11 protein-coding genes and 6 tRNA genes are annotated in these 15772 nt (G+C 53.4%); 4 read left to right on the top strand and 13 right to left on the bottom strand.

Features of this window, described 5'->3' with window-relative positions; all coding sequences use genetic code 11:
• The first annotated feature begins 227 nt into the window (after positions 1-227).
• Positions 228-770, top strand: a complete 543-nt coding sequence (locus tag KE531_04245) for a Uma2 family endonuclease (protein MBR9952841.1) — start codon at positions 228-230, stop codon at positions 768-770.
• 407 nt (positions 771-1177) lie between these two features.
• Here KE531_04245 and KE531_04250 read toward each other — a convergent pair.
• From KE531_04250 to treP, 10 genes are all read right to left on the bottom strand, one after another.
• Positions 1178-1261 (bottom strand) — tRNA-Leu (locus KE531_04250).
• A 27-nt stretch (positions 1262-1288) separates the two neighbouring features.
• Positions 1289-1361, bottom strand: a tRNA-Val gene (locus KE531_04255).
• 49 nt (positions 1362-1410) lie between these two features.
• Positions 1411-1484 (bottom strand) — tRNA-Asp (locus KE531_04260).
• A gap of 36 nt (positions 1485-1520) precedes the next feature.
• Positions 1521-1594: transfer RNA gene (locus tag KE531_04265), tRNA-Ile, on the bottom strand.
• 44 nt (positions 1595-1638) lie between these two features.
• Positions 1639-1710, bottom strand: a tRNA-Glu gene (locus KE531_04270).
• A gap of 92 nt (positions 1711-1802) precedes the next feature.
• A tRNA-Asn gene (locus tag KE531_04275) sits at positions 1803-1875 on the bottom strand.
• A gap of 155 nt (positions 1876-2030) precedes the next feature.
• On the bottom strand, positions 2031-3662 hold the full coding sequence (gene ptsP / locus KE531_04280; GenBank protein MBR9952842.1) for a phosphoenolpyruvate--protein phosphotransferase: 1632 nt from the start codon (positions 3660-3662) through the stop codon (positions 2031-2033).
• 29 nt (positions 3663-3691) lie between these two features.
• Positions 3692-3949: an HPr family phosphocarrier protein gene (locus KE531_04285; protein MBR9952843.1), complete on the bottom strand. Its 258-nt coding sequence runs from the start codon at positions 3947-3949 to the stop codon at positions 3692-3694.
• An 87-nt stretch (positions 3950-4036) separates the two neighbouring features.
• Positions 4037-5695 carry an alpha,alpha-phosphotrehalase gene (gene treC, locus KE531_04290; GenBank protein ID MBR9952844.1) on the bottom strand — a complete coding sequence of 553 codons (1659 nt, stop codon included), beginning with the start codon at positions 5693-5695 and terminating at the stop codon, positions 4037-4039.
• A 15-nt stretch (positions 5696-5710) separates the two neighbouring features.
• Positions 5711-7690, bottom strand: a complete 1980-nt coding sequence (treP, locus tag KE531_04295; protein MBR9952845.1) for a PTS system trehalose-specific EIIBC component — start codon at positions 7688-7690, stop codon at positions 5711-5713.
• A 259-nt stretch (positions 7691-7949) separates the two neighbouring features.
• On the opposite strand from treP, the gene treR reads away from it, so the two are divergent.
• Entirely contained in the window at positions 7950-8684 is a 735-nt protein-coding gene (gene treR, locus KE531_04300; protein MBR9952846.1) for a trehalose operon repressor, read from the top strand.
• Between the two features lie 220 nt (positions 8685-8904).
• Here the strand turns inward: treR and clpB are convergent, their stop codons facing one another.
• The 3 genes from clpB to KE531_04315 form a co-directional block, all read right to left on the bottom strand.
• Positions 8905-11508: an ATP-dependent chaperone ClpB gene (gene clpB, locus KE531_04305; GenBank protein ID MBR9952847.1), complete on the bottom strand. Its 2604-nt coding sequence runs from the start codon at positions 11506-11508 to the stop codon at positions 8905-8907.
• Positions 11509-11664: 156 nt separating this feature from the next.
• The gene (locus KE531_04310) at positions 11665-11961 is read right to left on the bottom strand and encodes a hypothetical protein (GenBank protein MBR9952848.1); all 297 of its coding nucleotides are present in this window, start codon (positions 11959-11961) and stop codon (positions 11665-11667) included.
• On the bottom strand, positions 11958-12278 hold the full coding sequence (locus KE531_04315) for a helix-turn-helix transcriptional regulator (GenBank protein ID MBR9952849.1): 321 nt from the start codon (positions 12276-12278) through the stop codon (positions 11958-11960). Before KE531_04315 ends, KE531_04310 begins: the two co-directional genes overlap by 4 nt.
• A gap of 429 nt (positions 12279-12707) precedes the next feature.
• Between KE531_04315 and KE531_04320 the strand changes: the two genes are divergently transcribed.
• Together KE531_04320 and KE531_04325 are read left to right on the top strand one after the other, a co-directional pair.
• On the top strand, positions 12708-14231 hold the full coding sequence (locus KE531_04320) for a hypothetical protein (GenBank protein MBR9952850.1): 1524 nt from the start codon (positions 12708-12710) through the stop codon (positions 14229-14231).
• 18 nt (positions 14232-14249) lie between these two features.
• Positions 14250-15707, top strand: a complete 1458-nt coding sequence (locus KE531_04325) for a WG repeat-containing protein (GenBank protein MBR9952851.1) — start codon at positions 14250-14252, stop codon at positions 15705-15707.
• Positions 15708-15772 lie beyond the last annotated feature (65 nt).

Consider the following 15772-nt stretch of genomic DNA (forward strand, 5'->3'; position numbering starts at 1 on the left):
AAGGTGGGCGTTTCCGCAGCCCTTTTTGTGCGGGGCATGTTTTGACACGCATATGCGGAGTATGATACAATAACCGCAAAGCGGTTATTGTATCTGCGCATGCCGGTTTTTGCGTTCACCGCAAAAACCCGGGCGCTAAAATCCGCCGGAGGCTCATGGCCGCGCAGCGGACATGATACAATGGGGATAGCTTGCCGAAGCATTCAAGAAACAAGGAGGTATCGCGTATGCCATTACCAAAAGAACGCCTATATACATCCGAGGATTACTGGGGCCTTCCGGAAAGCCGCCGGGCTGAACTCATTGACGGCCAGCTCTATGATATGGCTCCGCCGAGCCGAATCCATCAGGAAATCATCAGTGCGATGAATGCTGTCATTTATCATTACCTCAAATCCAGAGGCGGGAACTGCAAAGTCTACCCTGCGCCTTTTGCCGTCAATCTGGATTCCAGGGACACGAACTGGGTGGAGCCGGACATCTCCGTCATCTGTGACAAGAATAAACTGACCGGCCGCGGCTGCTCCGGAGCCCCGGACTGGATCATCGAGGTCACTTCTCCCAGTACGCAAAGCCATGACTATTTAAAAAAATTATGGCTCTATCAGAAGTATGGCGTCCGCGAATACTGGATCATAAATCCAACTACAAAAAATGTGATGGTTTATGATTTTGAACATGGAAATTCTGCCAGCTATTCTTTTGATGATCCAGTACCCGCGGCTATCTATTACTCAGACTTAAAAATCTGTATTTCTGATCTTTTGTAGAATAGAAATCGGCCTCTGCCGAACGCAGAGGCCTCCGCCATGACAATATCATATACTTACCTGGGCAGCCGGTAGGGCGGCTGCGGTTCCCTGTCCTGAGTCTTGCACAGGAGGGGATGCTTATGAGTACATACGAAGAATTTCAAATCATCTTAGGCGTTGCCATGCTGATCGTTGCAATTCTGAACCTGACACATAAGAAATAGCCGCCCTGCTCTCTGGAAAAAAGTAGGCAGCTATTTCTTAGCTTAAAACTTATTCACCAGGGCGGGGAGCCTTGACCTCCCTTACTGGCTGTCTTGTTAAGTATATTATATGTTAATTTCTCTCTTTTGTCAAACGGAAACACCGTCCAAAAACCATGCCATATAATGCAAAAGGAGCCTGTAAACACAAGCTCCTTTTCATGCCGGTGACCGGACTTGAACCGGTACGGGGTTGCCCCCGAGGGATTTTAAGTCCCTTGCGTCTGCCTATTCCGCCACACCGGCAAACCTGATAACATTTCTGTTATCAAATGGGGCGTATAGGGCTCGAACCTATGACCCTCTGCTTGTAAGGCAGATGCTCTCCCAGCTGAGCTAACACCCCATATTATGTAATTTTAAATCATCTGCCATCCCGCAAAACAGAATGGAACCGACCCGGATGGGATTCGAACCCACGACCTCCGCCGTGACAGGGCGGCGCTCTAACCAGCTGAGCCACCGGGCCGTATTCAATTTATTTTGTACCTTTGTTCAGGGCTAGTGGACCTTCGGGGACTCGAACCCAGGACCGACCGGTTATGAGCCGGTTGCTCTAACCAACTGAGCTAAAGGTCCAAAATCAAAAACTTTCTTTCAGCGAAGCAGATAACTCCGATGAGTGACCCCAAGGGGATTCGGACCCCTGTTACCGCCGTGAAAGGGCGATGTCTTAACCGCTTGACCATGGGGCCCCGCATTTATTTTACCCTGTGCTTCCTGACCTCTGCCTGTCCGCAGTTCTGCATCCAGACGGCCAAAACATACATTTTAAGTAAAATAAAAACTCCCCGAGTAGGACTCGAACCTACGACAGCGCGGTTAACAGCCGCGTGCTCTACCGACTGAGCTATCGAGGAATATCTCTGAACGACAGGGATTATTATATAACAAGACCTGAATCCTGTCAAGGATTTTTTTGCCTTTTTCCCGTTCTTTCTTTCTATGTCAAAATACCGCCGAAAACACGGCGCTCTCCCGGTACAGGAGAGCGCCTGTCACCTCATCCGTTTCTTTATAAAATGTCCTCTCCGACCGTCGTCTCCCGGACGATTTTCCGGATCGGCAGGATGCTGGACGGCGAGACGGAAAGCTCGTCAAGCCCCATTTTCAGGAAGGTCTCCGTCAGCGTCTCATCTGCGCCGAGCTCGCCGCAGATTCCGACCCAGCAGCCCTCTTTATGACCGTTTTCCACAACCATCCGGATCATCCGCAGCACGGCCGGATGATGGGGATCGTAAAATTCATCCAGTTTGGAGTTCTGCCTGTCGATGGCCAGCGTGTACTGGGTCAGGTCATTCGTCCCGATGCTGAAGAAATCCACTTCCTTTGCCAGCAAATCGCTCATCATCACGGCCGCCGGCGTCTCGATCATGATCCCCTGCTCAAACTCACCGTATGGAATCCCGGCTTCCTTCATTTCCTGCTTTGTCTCCTCCACGATGGCCTTGATTCGCCGCACCTCGTCCACGGAAATAATCATCGGGTACATGATCGCCAGATTCCCGTAGGCGCTGGCACGCAAAAGCGCACGAAGCTGCGTCTTAAAAATCTCCGGCCGCGTCAGACAGATCCGGATGGCCCGAAGGCCCATGGCCGGATTTTCCTCATGATCGAGGCCGAAATACTCCACCTGCTTGTCGGCGCCGATGTCCAGCGTCCGGATAACAACCTTCTTGCCGGCCATGGTCTCCGCCACAGCCTTATATGCCTGGAACTGCTCTTCCTCCGTGGGATAGTCGCTTTTTTCCAGATATAAAAACTCACTTCGGAACAGCCCGATTCCCCCTGCATCGTTGGCGAGGGCCTTCGCCGTGTCGCCGATGCTGCCGATGTTGGCGTAAAGTTCAATCTTCTTCCCGTCAAGGGTCACATTTTCCTTACCCTTAAGCTCTGCCAGAAGCTTTCTCTTCCGCTCCTGCTCCTTAAGCTTTTCCTGATAGGCCGAGAGCGTTTCCTCGTCCGGATCCACATAGAAAATCCCCTGCTCGCCGTCGATGATGGCCATTTTCCCGTTCATGTCTTCCCTGACCGGGACTCCGATCAGAGCCGGTATGTTCATGGTGCGGGCCAGGATCGCCGTATGGGAATTGGAGGAGCCAAGCTCCGTGACAAAGCCTAAAAGCTTCGTCTTGTCCATCTGTACGGTCTCGCTGGGCGCCAGGTCTTTTGCCGCCAGGATCACCGGCTCGTCGCCGATTTCCCAGACCGTCCCTTTCCCATGGAGCAGCTTTACAACCCGCTCCGAAACGTCCTTCACATCGGCCGACCTGGCCTTAAAATACTCGTCCTCCATCTCGGAAAACATTTTTGCAAAATTATCCCCCGTGACGGCTGCCGCGTACTCGGCGTTGACCTTCTGGGATTCCATCAGGTTCCGGGCGGCATCGTTGAAATCGTCGTCCTCCAGCATCATGGACTGCACCTCGAAAATCGCAGCGTTGACCTCCCCGACCTCTTTGAGCGCCTTCTCATAGAGAGCCGAAAGTTCTGCCATCGCCTCTGCCCTGGCTTTTTCATAGCGCAGGAGCTCTGCCTCCACGTCGTCTACGCTCCGTCTCTGCACCATCTGCTCCTCTTTTGCGTAGAACAGAAGCCGTCCGACGGCAATCCCCTTAAGGATTGATTTCCCCACATATGTTACCATAATTCCATCCCTTTCCGCCGGCGCGCAGATTACAGATTCGCCTCCAAAAATGCCTTCATGGCCTCGATGGCCTGCTCCTCGTCCTCGCCCTCTGCGGCAATGGTGACTTCCATGCCTTTTTTGATGCCCATGCTCATGATTGCCATTAACTTCCCGGCATCGGATTTCTTTCCGTTCCCCTCCAGGGTAATCTTCGACTGGAACTTCTTTGCTTCCTTTACAAGAAGGCCTGCCGGTCTTGCATGGATTCCTACCTCATCTTTAATGACATACTGAAATGTTTTCATCGCTTTCTTCTCCTTTTTTCTTATTTTTACGGCGGCCCTGCGGACGGCAGATTCCCTGTACGGCCCGCCGGCTGCCGTTTTTACACGTTAATTTTTCCTGTGGTGATAGAATACGGCCGTCTCATAGGGACGCAGGGAGAACTTCCCGTCTTCTTCTGTAATCCCGTCATAATTTCCAAGAATTTTCTCAAATCCTGAAAGATCCAGCCCCGACTCCCACGCCGCATCGCGGCCATAGAAATTGTTGACAACCAGAAGCTCTTCCCCGCCATACACCCGCCTGTATGCAAACACCGCAGGATGGCGCTCCGCCAGGGCCTCAATCTTCCCATATGCGATCACATCGAGCTCCTTCCTTAATTGTACCAGCTTTTTATAATAATGGAAGATGGAATCTCCATCCAAAAGTTCTGTTTCTGCATTGATTTTACCGCAGTTTTCATTGACCGAAATCCACGGCGTGCCGTCGGTGAACCCGCCGTTTCTTCCGGCATTCCACTGAACCGGCGTGCGGCTGTTGTCTCTGGAGTGGATCTGGAGAATCCGGTAGGCGTCCTGTTCCGTGAGCCCTTTCTCCTGAAGGATCCGGAAATGGTTCAGGCTTTCCACATCCCGGTACTGGGAAATGTCCGTAAATCCGGCATTCGTCATGCCCAGCTCCTCGCCCTGGTAGATGTACGGCGTGCCGCGAAGGAGATGGATCATCGTCGCCAGCATTTTCGCCGACTCCTTCCAGTATTTCCCCTCGCTTCCGAACCGGGACACCACCCGCGGCTGGTCGTGGTTGCACCAGAACACGGCGTTCCATGCGTCATGCTCCTGCATCCCCTTCTGCCAGCCAAAGAGAAGATCCTTTAATTTCTGGAAATCCGCCGGAACCAGCACCCACTTTTCATTGCCCATGAAATCCACCTTCAAATGATGGAAGGAAAAGACCATGGACAGCTCCTTTCCGTCCCCGCCAGCATACTGATAGCAGTTTTCCATGGACGTGCTGGACATCTCGCCGACTGTGATGATTTCGGCGTCGGTGCCGAAGGTGGCCGCGTTCAGCTCCTGAAGGTATTTGTGGATGTTTGGCCCGTCGGTGTAGAACCGGCGGCCGTCGCCCTCATAATCATCCTCGAATACACTCTTGCTGATTAAATTCACCACGTCGAACCGGAAGCCCTTGACGCCCTTTTCCATCCAGAAGCGGACAATCTTCTGCATTTCCTTCCTGACTTCCTCGTTGTCCCAGTTGAGATCCGGCTGGGACACGTCGAACAGATGGAGATAGTATTCGTCAAACTGCTCGACGTACTCCCACACATTGCCGCCGAACTTGCTCTCCCAGTTGGTAGGCGGCACGCCCGGCGCCTTTCCTTTACGGAAAATATAGAAATTTTTATACTTTTCATCGCCGGCCAGCGCCTTTTGAAACCACTCATGGCGGCTCGACGTATGGTTGAACACCATGTCGAGCATCAGGCGGATCCCGCGTTTTTCCGCCTCCGCCGCCAGCTCTTCAAAATCTTCCATGGTACCGTACCGCGGATCGATGTTATAATAGTCCTCCACGTCGTAGCCGTTGTCGTTCTGGGGCGACACGAAAAACGGCGTCAGCCAGATATAATCGGCGCCCAGCTCTTTAATGTAGTCCAACTTCGATGTAACGCCTTTCAAATCTCCCCAGCCGTCCCCGTTGCTGTCGCTGAACGACTTCGGGTAGATCTGGTACACCACACTCTTTTTAAAATCTGCCACGCTCACACGTCCCTCCTACTCATACGATACAATATCCGTGCTGCCTGCCTTCGTCTCCATGCCGGTCATGAACCGGAACCCGGAGGCATCGCCCTCATCCGTCACCACGAACACCGTCGTCGCCGGATGGCCTGCCGCCAGGATTTTCGCCTTGTTAAAACGGATCAACGGCTGGCCGCAGCGAACCGTATCGCCTTCTTTTACGAAAAGCTCAAAGCCGTCGCCGTTCATATTTACCGTGTCGATGCCCACATGGATCAGCACCTCCACGCCGTTTGCCAGCGTGAGCCCGCATGCATGGCGGGAGTCCTCCATGACGGCGCTGACCGTCCCGTCGGCCGGGGCCACGACGGTTTCATTCTCCGGCTCGATAGCCAGACCGTCGCCCATCACATGCTGGGAGAACACCTCGTCCGGCACTTCCTCAAGGGGAATGGCGCGGCCGCTTAAGTATGCCTTTAAGGCATGGCCGTTTCCATCGGCCTTCGTCTCTGTTTCCGCCGTTTCTTCTGCCGTTTCTTCTTTCACAGCTTCCGCCTTCGGCGCTTCCACCGGCTCTGCCTTAAGAAGCCCTCGTTCCTCCGCCGACAGCTTTCTGCTTCCGACTGCAAACGTCAGCGCAAACGGCACCACAACGGCAACCGCCATGGCTGCCAGGAACACCAGATAATACTGCGGGAAAATGGACAGGATTCCCGGCAGGCCGCCGACGCCGATGCTGGTGGCCTGTACGCCGAAGCCCACGGAAATCAGGGCCGCACATGCCGATCCGATCATGCCGCAGATGAGCGGGAAGCCGTATTTTAAGTTGACGCCGAAAAGCGCCGGCTCCGTGACGCCAAGGTAACAGGAAATCAACGCCGGCACGTTCACCTGCTCGGCGCGCTCGTTTTTCTTCTGGAGCACGCTCATGGCAAGGACGCTGGAGCCCTGGGCGATGTTGCTTAAGGCGATCATCGGCCATAACATCGTACCGCCTGTGCTTGTCACAAGCTGGGAATCAATGGCATTCGTCATATGATGCAGGCCGGTCATAACCACCGGCGCATAAAAGAGCCCGAAAATGCCGGCGAACACGAAACGGAAGTTGGAAGTAAGGCCTGCATAAACCACGTCGCCGATGGCGTTTCCGATGGCCCAGCCGATGGGGCCGACGACCATATGGGCGATAAAGACTGCCGGTACCAGAGAGCAGAACGGCACCACGATCATGCTGATGACTGCCGGACAGTGTTTCCGGAAGAACCGCTCCAGATAGACCAGGACGAAGCCTGCCATCATGGCTGCGATCACCTGTCCCTGATAGCCGATCATCCGGACGGTGGCGAAGCCGAAATCCCAGACCGGGATCTGATCTGCCGGCGTCGTGGCCACGCTGAAACCGTTTAAGAGCTGAGACGATACGAGCGTCAGTCCCAGGACGATGCCCAGGATCTGGGTCGTTCCCATTTTCTTCGTAATCGACCAGACAATTCCCACCGGCAAAAGCCAGAACACGGCCTCGCCGATCAGCCAGAGGAAGCTGTCCACGCCGTACCAGAACTGGGAAATTTCCACGAGCGTCTTTGTTCCGTTCTCAAAAAAGGCAATGCTGTCGATCACGTTCCGGAAGCCGAGTACGAGACCGCCGCAGATCAGGGCCGGGATAATCGGCGCAAAAATCTCGCCCAGATTGCTCATGAGCTTCTGGATCCATGTCTGATTGTCCTTGGCCGCCTGCTTGGCCGCCTCCTTGCTTACGCCTTCCACGCCGGCATAAGCCGTGAACTCGTTGAAAAAGGTGGAAACATCGTTTCCGATAATTACCTGGAACTGCCCCGCCTGGGTAAACGTCCCCTTTACACAGCCGATCTCCTCGATCTGCTTCACATCGGCCTTCTTCTCGTCGGCCAGCACGAACCGCATCCGCGTCATACAGTGGGAAACCGCGGAAATATTGCTCTTGCCCCCGATGGCCTCCAAGAGCGCCCGCACCTCGTCCTGATACTTCGCCATGTTCTTGCTCCTCCTTAACCCCATTGATATTCATCAACTTGTTTGAACAACTTTATCCTTACCATAGCACACTTGTTTAAACATGTCAACATTTTCTTCTTGACTTTCCATTGTTTTCTCTTATAATACTACATATGAAAATTCCGGACGGCAGCCGTGGACGAGCCATGCCTGCACGTGCGGAGACATATCCCTTTTAGATTCACCGGAACCCGCCGGGACAATTTCCATGACCGCGGATCCAGACTGGAGTGAGAGCATGCCAAAGAGCAAATACGAGATGATTTACAAAGACTTAAAGCAGAAAATCGAAAGCGGCGAATACCCTCATGGTGAATTATTGCCATCTGAGAACGCTCTGATTCCTGTATATTCCTGTTCCAGAAATACCCTGCGCCGCGCCGTCGGGCGGCTGGTGGCGGACGGCTATGTCCAGACCATGCAGGGAAAAGGTGTCCGCAATATCTATCTTCCCGTAGAACAGGCTTCTTATACCATCGGCGGCATCGAAACCTTCCGGGAGTCCTCGATCCGCAACAAAAAAGAGGGCGCAACGAAGGTCATCTGCTTCATGGAACTGACGGCCGACGAGCGGATTTCCAAAAAAACCGGCTTTCCCGAGGGCGCCGAACTTTATTACATCCAGCGCGTCCACTCTTTAGACGGAAAACCGCTCATCTTAAACCACAACTATTTTTTAAAGAGCGCCGCCTGCGGCCTCACGGCAGAGATTGCCGCCCAGTCCATCTACGATTATCTGGAAAACACCCTGCACATGACAATCGTCAACAGCCGGCGCGTCATGACCGTGGAAAAAATCACGGAAATCGACGAAAAGTACCTGGAGCTGGACGCCAACGACTACAACTGCCTGGCCGTCATCAGCAGCCACACCTATAACAGCGACGGCGTCATGTTTGAATACACGGTCTCCAGGCACCGCCCCGACTATTTCCGTTTCCAGGACAACGCGCTCCGCCGCCCGGTCATATGATGGGCGCCGGATTTTCCCGGGCCGCGAAAACGTGCGCGCCGAAATGAGGCATCCATATAAACATCGCAAAAAAGGACTGTGTCAGGCAGCCAGTCTCCCAAACCCGGGAGCTTTGCTGCCTTTCACAGTCCTTATCTTTTTTACGCCTTTCTTTTATATGTGTCTATTTCTGCTCTTTTCCGCCCTGCTTCTGGCGGCCCCGCGCGGCCGGAAAGGCGCCTTATGCGCGCCCTTCTCCTCTTTTGGCCGATGCCGAGAGCTTTCCGCCCTCTGCATCAATCCAGATGGTGTCTCCAGTGTGGACGCCGTCGGAAAGGATCAGTCTCGCCGCCAGCGTCTCCACATGTTTCTGGAGATACCGCTTTAACGGCCTTGCACCGTAAACCGGGTCGTAGCCATTCTCCACAATAAACTGTTTCGCACCGTCGGAGAGCGCAATCGTCAGTTCCTTATCCGCCAGCCGCTTATTCACATCGGCAATCAGAAGGTCAACGATTCCGCCGATGTTCTCCTTTGTCAGCGGCTTGAACAGAATCGTCTCGTCGAGACGGTTCAGAAATTCCGGACGGAAATGCGCCCGCAGATCATTAAGAACAGCCTTTTCCACCTCCGGACGGATGTTTCCGGCCTCGCCGATGCCGTCTAAGAGATACTGGGAGCCGATGTTGGACGTCAGGATAATGATCGTGTTCTTAAAGTCCACGGTCTTTCCCATGGAGTCCGTGATCCGCCCGTCGTCCAACACCTGAAGGAGCACGTTGAACACGTCGGGATGGGCCTTTTCCACCTCGTCAAACAGAACGACGCAGTAGGGCTTTCTCCGCACGGCCTCGGTGAGCTGGCCGCCCTCATCATAGCCCACGTATCCTGGCGGCGCTCCGATGAGACGGGATACGGAGTGTTTCTCCATGTACTCGCTCATATCGATCCGCACCATGTTGTTTTCATCGTCAAACAGGTTCTCGGCAAGGGCCTTGGCAAGCTCCGTTTTTCCGACGCCGGTGGGGCCTAAAAACAGGAAGGAGCCGATGGGCTTCGTGGGATCCTTGATGCCGGCCTTGGAGCGGATGATGGCTTCCGTCACCTTCTCGACGCCCTCGTCCTGGCCGATGACCCGCTTATGAAGCTGTTCATCGAGGTGGAGCGTCTTGTTCCGCTCGCTCTCCGTAAGCTTTGCCACCGGAATTCCCGTCCAGCGGGAAATGATCCTTGCGATCTCATCGTCGGTGACGCTCTCATGGACAAGGCTTAGATCCTGGTTTTTGACCTTTTCTTCCTCTTCCCGCAGCTCTTTTTCCACCTGCGGGAGCTTTCCGTACTGGAGCTCTGCGGCCTTGTTGAGGTCGTACTTCTGCTGTGCATCCTGGATCTGGCGGTGCAGGGCTTCGATCTCCTCCCGGAGCCTGGAAAGCTTATCGACAGACGCCTTCTCATTCTCCCACTGGGCCTTCTGAGCCGCAAACTGGTCATGGAGCTCCGCAAGCTCCTTCTGGAGATCGGAAAGCCTTTCCTGGCTCAAATGGTCGGTCTCCTTCTTTAAAGCAGCCTCCTCGATCTCAAGCTGCATGATTTTTCTCGACAATTCATCCAATTCCGTCGGCATGGAGTCCAACTCCGTCTTAATCATGGCGCAGGCCTCGTCCACCAGGTCGATGGCCTTATCCGGCAGGAACCGGTCGCTGATGTAGCGGTTGGAAAGGACGGCCGCAGCCACCAGGGCCGAGTCGGTGATCTTCACGCCGTGGTAGACCTCGTAGCGATCCTTGAGGCCGCGCAGGATGGAAATCGTGTCCTCCACCGTCGGCTCATCCACCGTCACCGGCTGGAACCGACGCTCAAGAGCCGGATCTTTCTCAATATATTTCCTGTATTCGTCCAACGTCGTCGCGCCGATGCAGTGAAGCTCGCCTCGGGCCAGCATGGGCTTTAACATGTTGCCGGCATCCATGGAGCCCTCGGTCTTTCCTGCGCCGACAATGGTATGGAGCTCGTCGATGAACAGGATAATCTGCCCGTCGCTCTTTTTCACCTCGTCGAGGACGGCCTTTAACCGTTCCTCAAACTCGCCGCGGTACTTGGCGCCTGCCACCAGTGCGCCCATGTCCAGGGAAAACAGCTTCTTATCCTTTAAGCCCTCCGGCACATCGCCGCGGACAATTCTCTGTGCCAGCCCCTCGACGACGGCCGTCTTGCCGACGCCTGGTTCGCCGATTAGAACCGGGTTGTTTTTCGTCTTCCTGGAAAGAATCCGGATCACGTTCCGGATCTCGGCGTCACGGCCGATGACCGGGTCAAGCTTCTGGTCCCTGGCCCGCTCCACCAGGTCTGCGCCGTACTTATTTAAGGTATCGTAGGTGGCCTCCGGATTGTCGCTGACAACCCGCTGGTTTCCGCGAACCGTGGACAACGCCTGAAGGAATTTGTCCCGGTCGATGCCGTAGGCGCGGAACAGTTCCTTTACGGCCCGGTTCGGCTGCTTTAACAGGCAGAGGAAGAGATGCTCAACCGAGACATACTCGTCTCCCATGGCCTTCGCCTCATCCTCGGCGCTAATCAGCACCTTATTTAAGTCATTGCTCAAATATACCTGTCCGCCGCCGGAGACCTTCGGCAGCTTCTCCACCGCCTGCTCCGCCTCATTTAAAAACTGTCCGCCTGCAATCCCCATTTTCGTCACGAGCTTCATAATCAGGCTGTCCTCCAGCCTCAAAAGGCTCACTAGCAGGTGTTCCTGGTCTATCTGCTGGTTACCGTACTCGTAAGCCAGCTTCTCACAGCCCTGTACCGCTTCCACGGACTTCTGTGTAAATTTGCTGATGTTCATAAATCACTGCCTCCTTTATGCAGGGGTCATCTTGTTATAGATGAACTATAACACATGTTGTTAGCAGTGTCAAGAGGCGAGTGCTAAATTGTTTTAAAATTTTTTCTTGAGTTGAGAGGAAGACCTATTTCTCTAATACAGACCTCAGCCATGCGTCTACTCCCCTTTGGGGAACTGCAAACCAGCCAGATACACCGTATTTCTTGCATTTCCTTTCTTCGACAGAATATTTTTCTTTACAAGATTTCCCAGCAGTCCTCTTGCACGCCTTTCTTTTACATTCAGCAAATCCGCAATTACGGAAGTCGTACATTGACTATTTTTCTGAATATAATTTACAATCATCTGCTCTTGATCCGGCAATACAGGAATGCCGGATCGTGCCGGATTGCCGGATTGTGCCGGATTAGATGTGCCGTTCAGGTTCTTCTGTGTGTGATTCTCCTCTCTCACTTCCCCTCCCTCTCCAACCGCCTGATAATATTCAAAATCAACAGCAGATCATCATCATCCAGCTTCGACAGCTCATTGATCGTCGTCTCCAGTAACGCCGAGTTGTTGGACGACGTATCAAAAAACTGTGCAGGCGTTAGATTGAAGTAATCGCAGATCTGCAAAAATTCCACCATCGGCGGCAGCGACCGCCCGGAAGAAATGTTGTAAATATAGCTCCTGCTGTGCCCCAAATCATAGCTCATCTGATACTCCGACACCCCTTTTTCCAACCGTAACTGAGTTATACGTTCTTTTATAAAATTTGGATCAAACATAGCTATTACCTCCAATCTAAGATTAAAGGAACTGTATTGCCATGTAGTCCAAAAATATACGCTATATTTTCTTGAACAGTCCAAAATTATGTGTTAAAATCCAACCATATAAGTTTGTATGGCCGTATTTAGTACAAGCAAATACGTCTATCAAGGTCTTGGAAAGGGGGATTTCTATGAAAAGGCAAACACAGTTTTACAGAGTGAGGGGGCGCCCACTGAAAGCACCGGAAAACTTGCCGGGCCATGGGAAAAACCTCTCGGTTCTCCCGGGAGTCCCAGGTACCGCCGTCTGCCCCCCCCCACGCAAAACTGCGCCTGAGCAGGACAGACGCGAACCGAAGTCCGCCGTTTCGGCAAAGGCCGCCCAAACGGCGCATTCACGAACATCTTCAATCATGAAGCAGTAAAAAAGCAGGAGGATCCAACATGAAAAAAGGGTTATGTACACTATTATTGTGCGGCATGCTGATTTCGCTGGCCGGCTGCGGCGGGGACAGTACGCCTGCCTCAGAAACAAGCCAGACAAGCGGCGCATCGTCCGAAAAAAAGGCGGAAACCAAGGCGGCCGTTAAGAAAAAAGACGGCGTGGTGCAGATCGAGACGCCCAAAGACATGGCAGAATTCGCCGAGCGGGTAAACGCCGGGGAAACGGAACTGAAGGCCGTACTGGAAAACGATATCGACTTAAGCAGTATCTGCGGCGCTTCCACAGGAAGTTTTGATCCGATTAAAAGTTTTGCCGGCGAATTTGACGGAAACGGCCATGTGATTGAAAACTTATACTGCGTACAGGAGAAAACCGCCACGCTTTTTTCCGAGTTAGGGGGTACCGTAAAAAATCTCCGTCTGGAAAACGTCGTGATGGAGTCAGAAGAAGGCAGTGCGGCCGGAATTGCCACAGGCCTTCACGGACGGGTTGAAAACTGCTCTGTGAGCGGCAGCGTCAAGGCTTATAAGTATGCTGGCGGCATTGTCCTTGACATGTACAGAGAAAGCGCAGTATCGGACTGCGTCAATGAAGCCGAAGTGACCGGCGGATATTTCAACAGCGATAAACTCCGCCTGGACGGCGCCGCCGCCGGGATTGCCGCCTGGCCGAGAGAAGGCGGTACGATCACCGGCTGTACAAACCGCGGAGCCATCATCGGAAACGGAAACATGGCGGCAGGCATCGCCGGACACTGCGAGAACGGCTTTATTCTCATCGAAAACTGCGTCAATGAAGGCAGTATTCAGGGAATCAACGGCGTGGCGGAGCTCGGAAGCCAGGGCCGGAATGAAAACTACACCGGCGGCATTGCAGGCTATGCCGGAGAAAATACGGCCATCACAAAATGCGTCAATAACGGAAGCGTCTCTGGAACCGGCCACTTCACTGGCGGCATCGCCGGCGCCTCCGGAAACTTCATCATCAACTGTGCAAACCACGGCAATCTGGAAGCAGCCGAAGGCGGATATGTCTACGGAATCACGGCCCTGGCCGTAAACGGGTTAGTCAACTGCTACAACACCGGCGACATCACCTGCGACGGACATGGCTTCGGCATCGGCACCTCCTCCAGCGCGGTGACGATCAACCTCTATAATTACGGAACCATCACCTGTACGGCGACAGACGGAACCCTGACCGATGCCTTTGGCTGGACGTCCGGCGGCTCCACTGGCCTTTACAATAACTATGCCAGAGAAAACTGCATCGTCGTGCCCGACGGCTGGGAGGATCCCCTCGGCATCCAGGATCCGAACGGCGTGCCGGATTCGCAGTTTACCGACGGCACCATCCTGGCTGCTCTTAACGATACGGCCGCATATTTAAACGGTGATAGTACCATCGAGATCAACGGCTTGCGGGAAAGTGCCAAGAAGATCACGGACTACGAAAAATGTGACACAACTTTAAGCTCCTGGAAAGCCGGAGACAACGGTCTTCCATGCTTTGACTGGGAATAAGGGAGGGAACATTTTAACATGAAAAAGACTGTTCACGCCAGACATGCAGCCGTAAGAATGGGGGCCACGGCACTCGTGCTTGCAATGCTCCTGGGGCTTACGGCCTGCGGCAAAAGCGAAAGTGATTCCCAGCCGGCAAAGACAAACAATTCGGAAGCAGAAAGCGGCAATGACAAGACCGCCGATGCTGCCGCGGAGCCAGAGGAAACGGTATTTGCGGACGGCAAACTCTATACGGATGAATACGACCCGGACGCTTTGTTTCGCTTCGGCATGGTTCCCGCCAAGAGCGACAATGGAAAGCACGGATACATTAACATGAACGGCGACTGGGTCATCGAGCCTCAGTACGAAGATACCTATCCCTTTTTCCACAATGGGCTGGCAATGGTTGCCGTAAGAAAAAGGGTCTATAAGCTGATCAACCGCGACGGAGAGTTTGTTTCAGACATTGAAATCTGCCAGGAATCTCTCCCGGAAGACTTTTCAAGTACCGGCGTCAGAAAAGTCGATATTAAAGGGGAAGACGGCATTTATCGGGCTGTGATTTCATGGGAAAACGACCAGCTTACCGTAACGCCGTGGGAGTCCGAGGAAACCACACTGGGTGATTTTACGGATTCCGGCCACGCCCTGGTGATAAGCAAAACAGGAAACAGCTTTGGATCCGATTTTGGCATTGTAGACAGCAGTCTGAATTACACCATGGAATACCAGAGCCGTTTTAAGGTGGACAGCGAGATTTTCGGGCCGGAAGATCACCTGGTAGTCTACGATACGGAAACGCTGGAACGCTGTATCATCGATATGCAGGGGAACGTGCTGTATCATCTGGAGGGCGTAAGAAAAACTCCGTATTTTTCAGAGGACTGCCTTGCAAATGTCAATGGCATTGGAATTATTGATGAAACCGGAAACGTCATCCTTGCGGAAGAGGAATTTTTTACGCCTACCGGCAAAAATTCCGTCCCCGACGTGGAGGCTACCTTCCGCGATTCCGACTGGATTGCCTTTGCCTTCGGCAGAAATCACAATTACGGTTATCCGGAGCGGATGGAATACTGGAATAAACAGGGCGAGCATGTGATGACCTGTATAAGAGGGCGGGCGATGAAAAACGGGCTGGCCGCCGTTTGCCTCGAGGTAGCGGCTGGTTCCGCAAAGGAAGGCGAGCTTTTCCTTGACGAAACCGGGAGTACCTGCCTGTCCGGAACCGAGGACGGCAAAGCCTGGGTCGTCATGAACGATAACCTGGAGATTCAGTATTTCCTTGAGGAAAAAGGATTTGACAAGCTGGACACTGCCTATTACAGCGATGGCTATGCCGTGGCTGTGGTGGAAGACAGAAAAGCAGATACCGAATATGACTATATTGTAGACAGCCAGGGAAATCGCCTGTTTGAGCGCGATAAGAATCCGGAACTGCCGGTAAAATCCATTCTCACCCATGACAGCCAGCTTACAGACCACTGGTAAAACCAAAATCTCCGCCTGGACGGGGGGATTCTCCCCGTCCGGGAGAACATTTGACGCAGAGCTTT

It is taken from the genome of Eubacteriaceae bacterium Marseille-Q4139 (genome assembly GCA_018223415.1).
Classification (GTDB): domain Bacteria; phylum Bacillota; class Clostridia; order Lachnospirales; family Lachnospiraceae; genus CABSIM01.

Excerpts from the sequence above, each read along its gene's own strand:
- KE531_04285 (MBR9952843.1), bottom strand. The coding sequence starts at position 3,949 with ATGAAAACATTTCAGTATGTCATTAAAGATGAGGTAGGAATCCATGCA.
- clpB (MBR9952847.1), bottom strand. The coding sequence starts at position 11,508 with ATGAACATCAGCAAATTTACACAGAAGTCCGTGGAAGCGGTACAGGGC.
- treP (MBR9952845.1), bottom strand. The coding sequence starts at position 7,690 with ATGGCGAAGTATCAGGACGAGGTGCGGGCGCTCTTGGAGGCCATCGGG.
- KE531_04315 (MBR9952849.1), bottom strand. The coding sequence starts at position 12,278 with ATGTTTGATCCAAATTTTATAAAAGAACGTATAACTCAGTTACGGTTG.
- KE531_04325 (MBR9952851.1), top strand. The coding sequence starts at position 14,250 with ATGAAAAAGACTGTTCACGCCAGACATGCAGCCGTAAGAATGGGGGCC.
- KE531_04320 (MBR9952850.1), top strand. The coding sequence starts at position 12,708 with ATGAAAAAAGGGTTATGTACACTATTATTGTGCGGCATGCTGATTTCG.
- KE531_04245 (MBR9952841.1), top strand. The coding sequence starts at position 228 with ATGCCATTACCAAAAGAACGCCTATATACATCCGAGGATTACTGGGGC.
- treR (MBR9952846.1), top strand. The coding sequence starts at position 7,950 with ATGCCAAAGAGCAAATACGAGATGATTTACAAAGACTTAAAGCAGAAA.
- ptsP (MBR9952842.1), bottom strand. The coding sequence starts at position 3,662 with ATGGTAACATATGTGGGGAAATCAATCCTTAAGGGGATTGCCGTCGGA.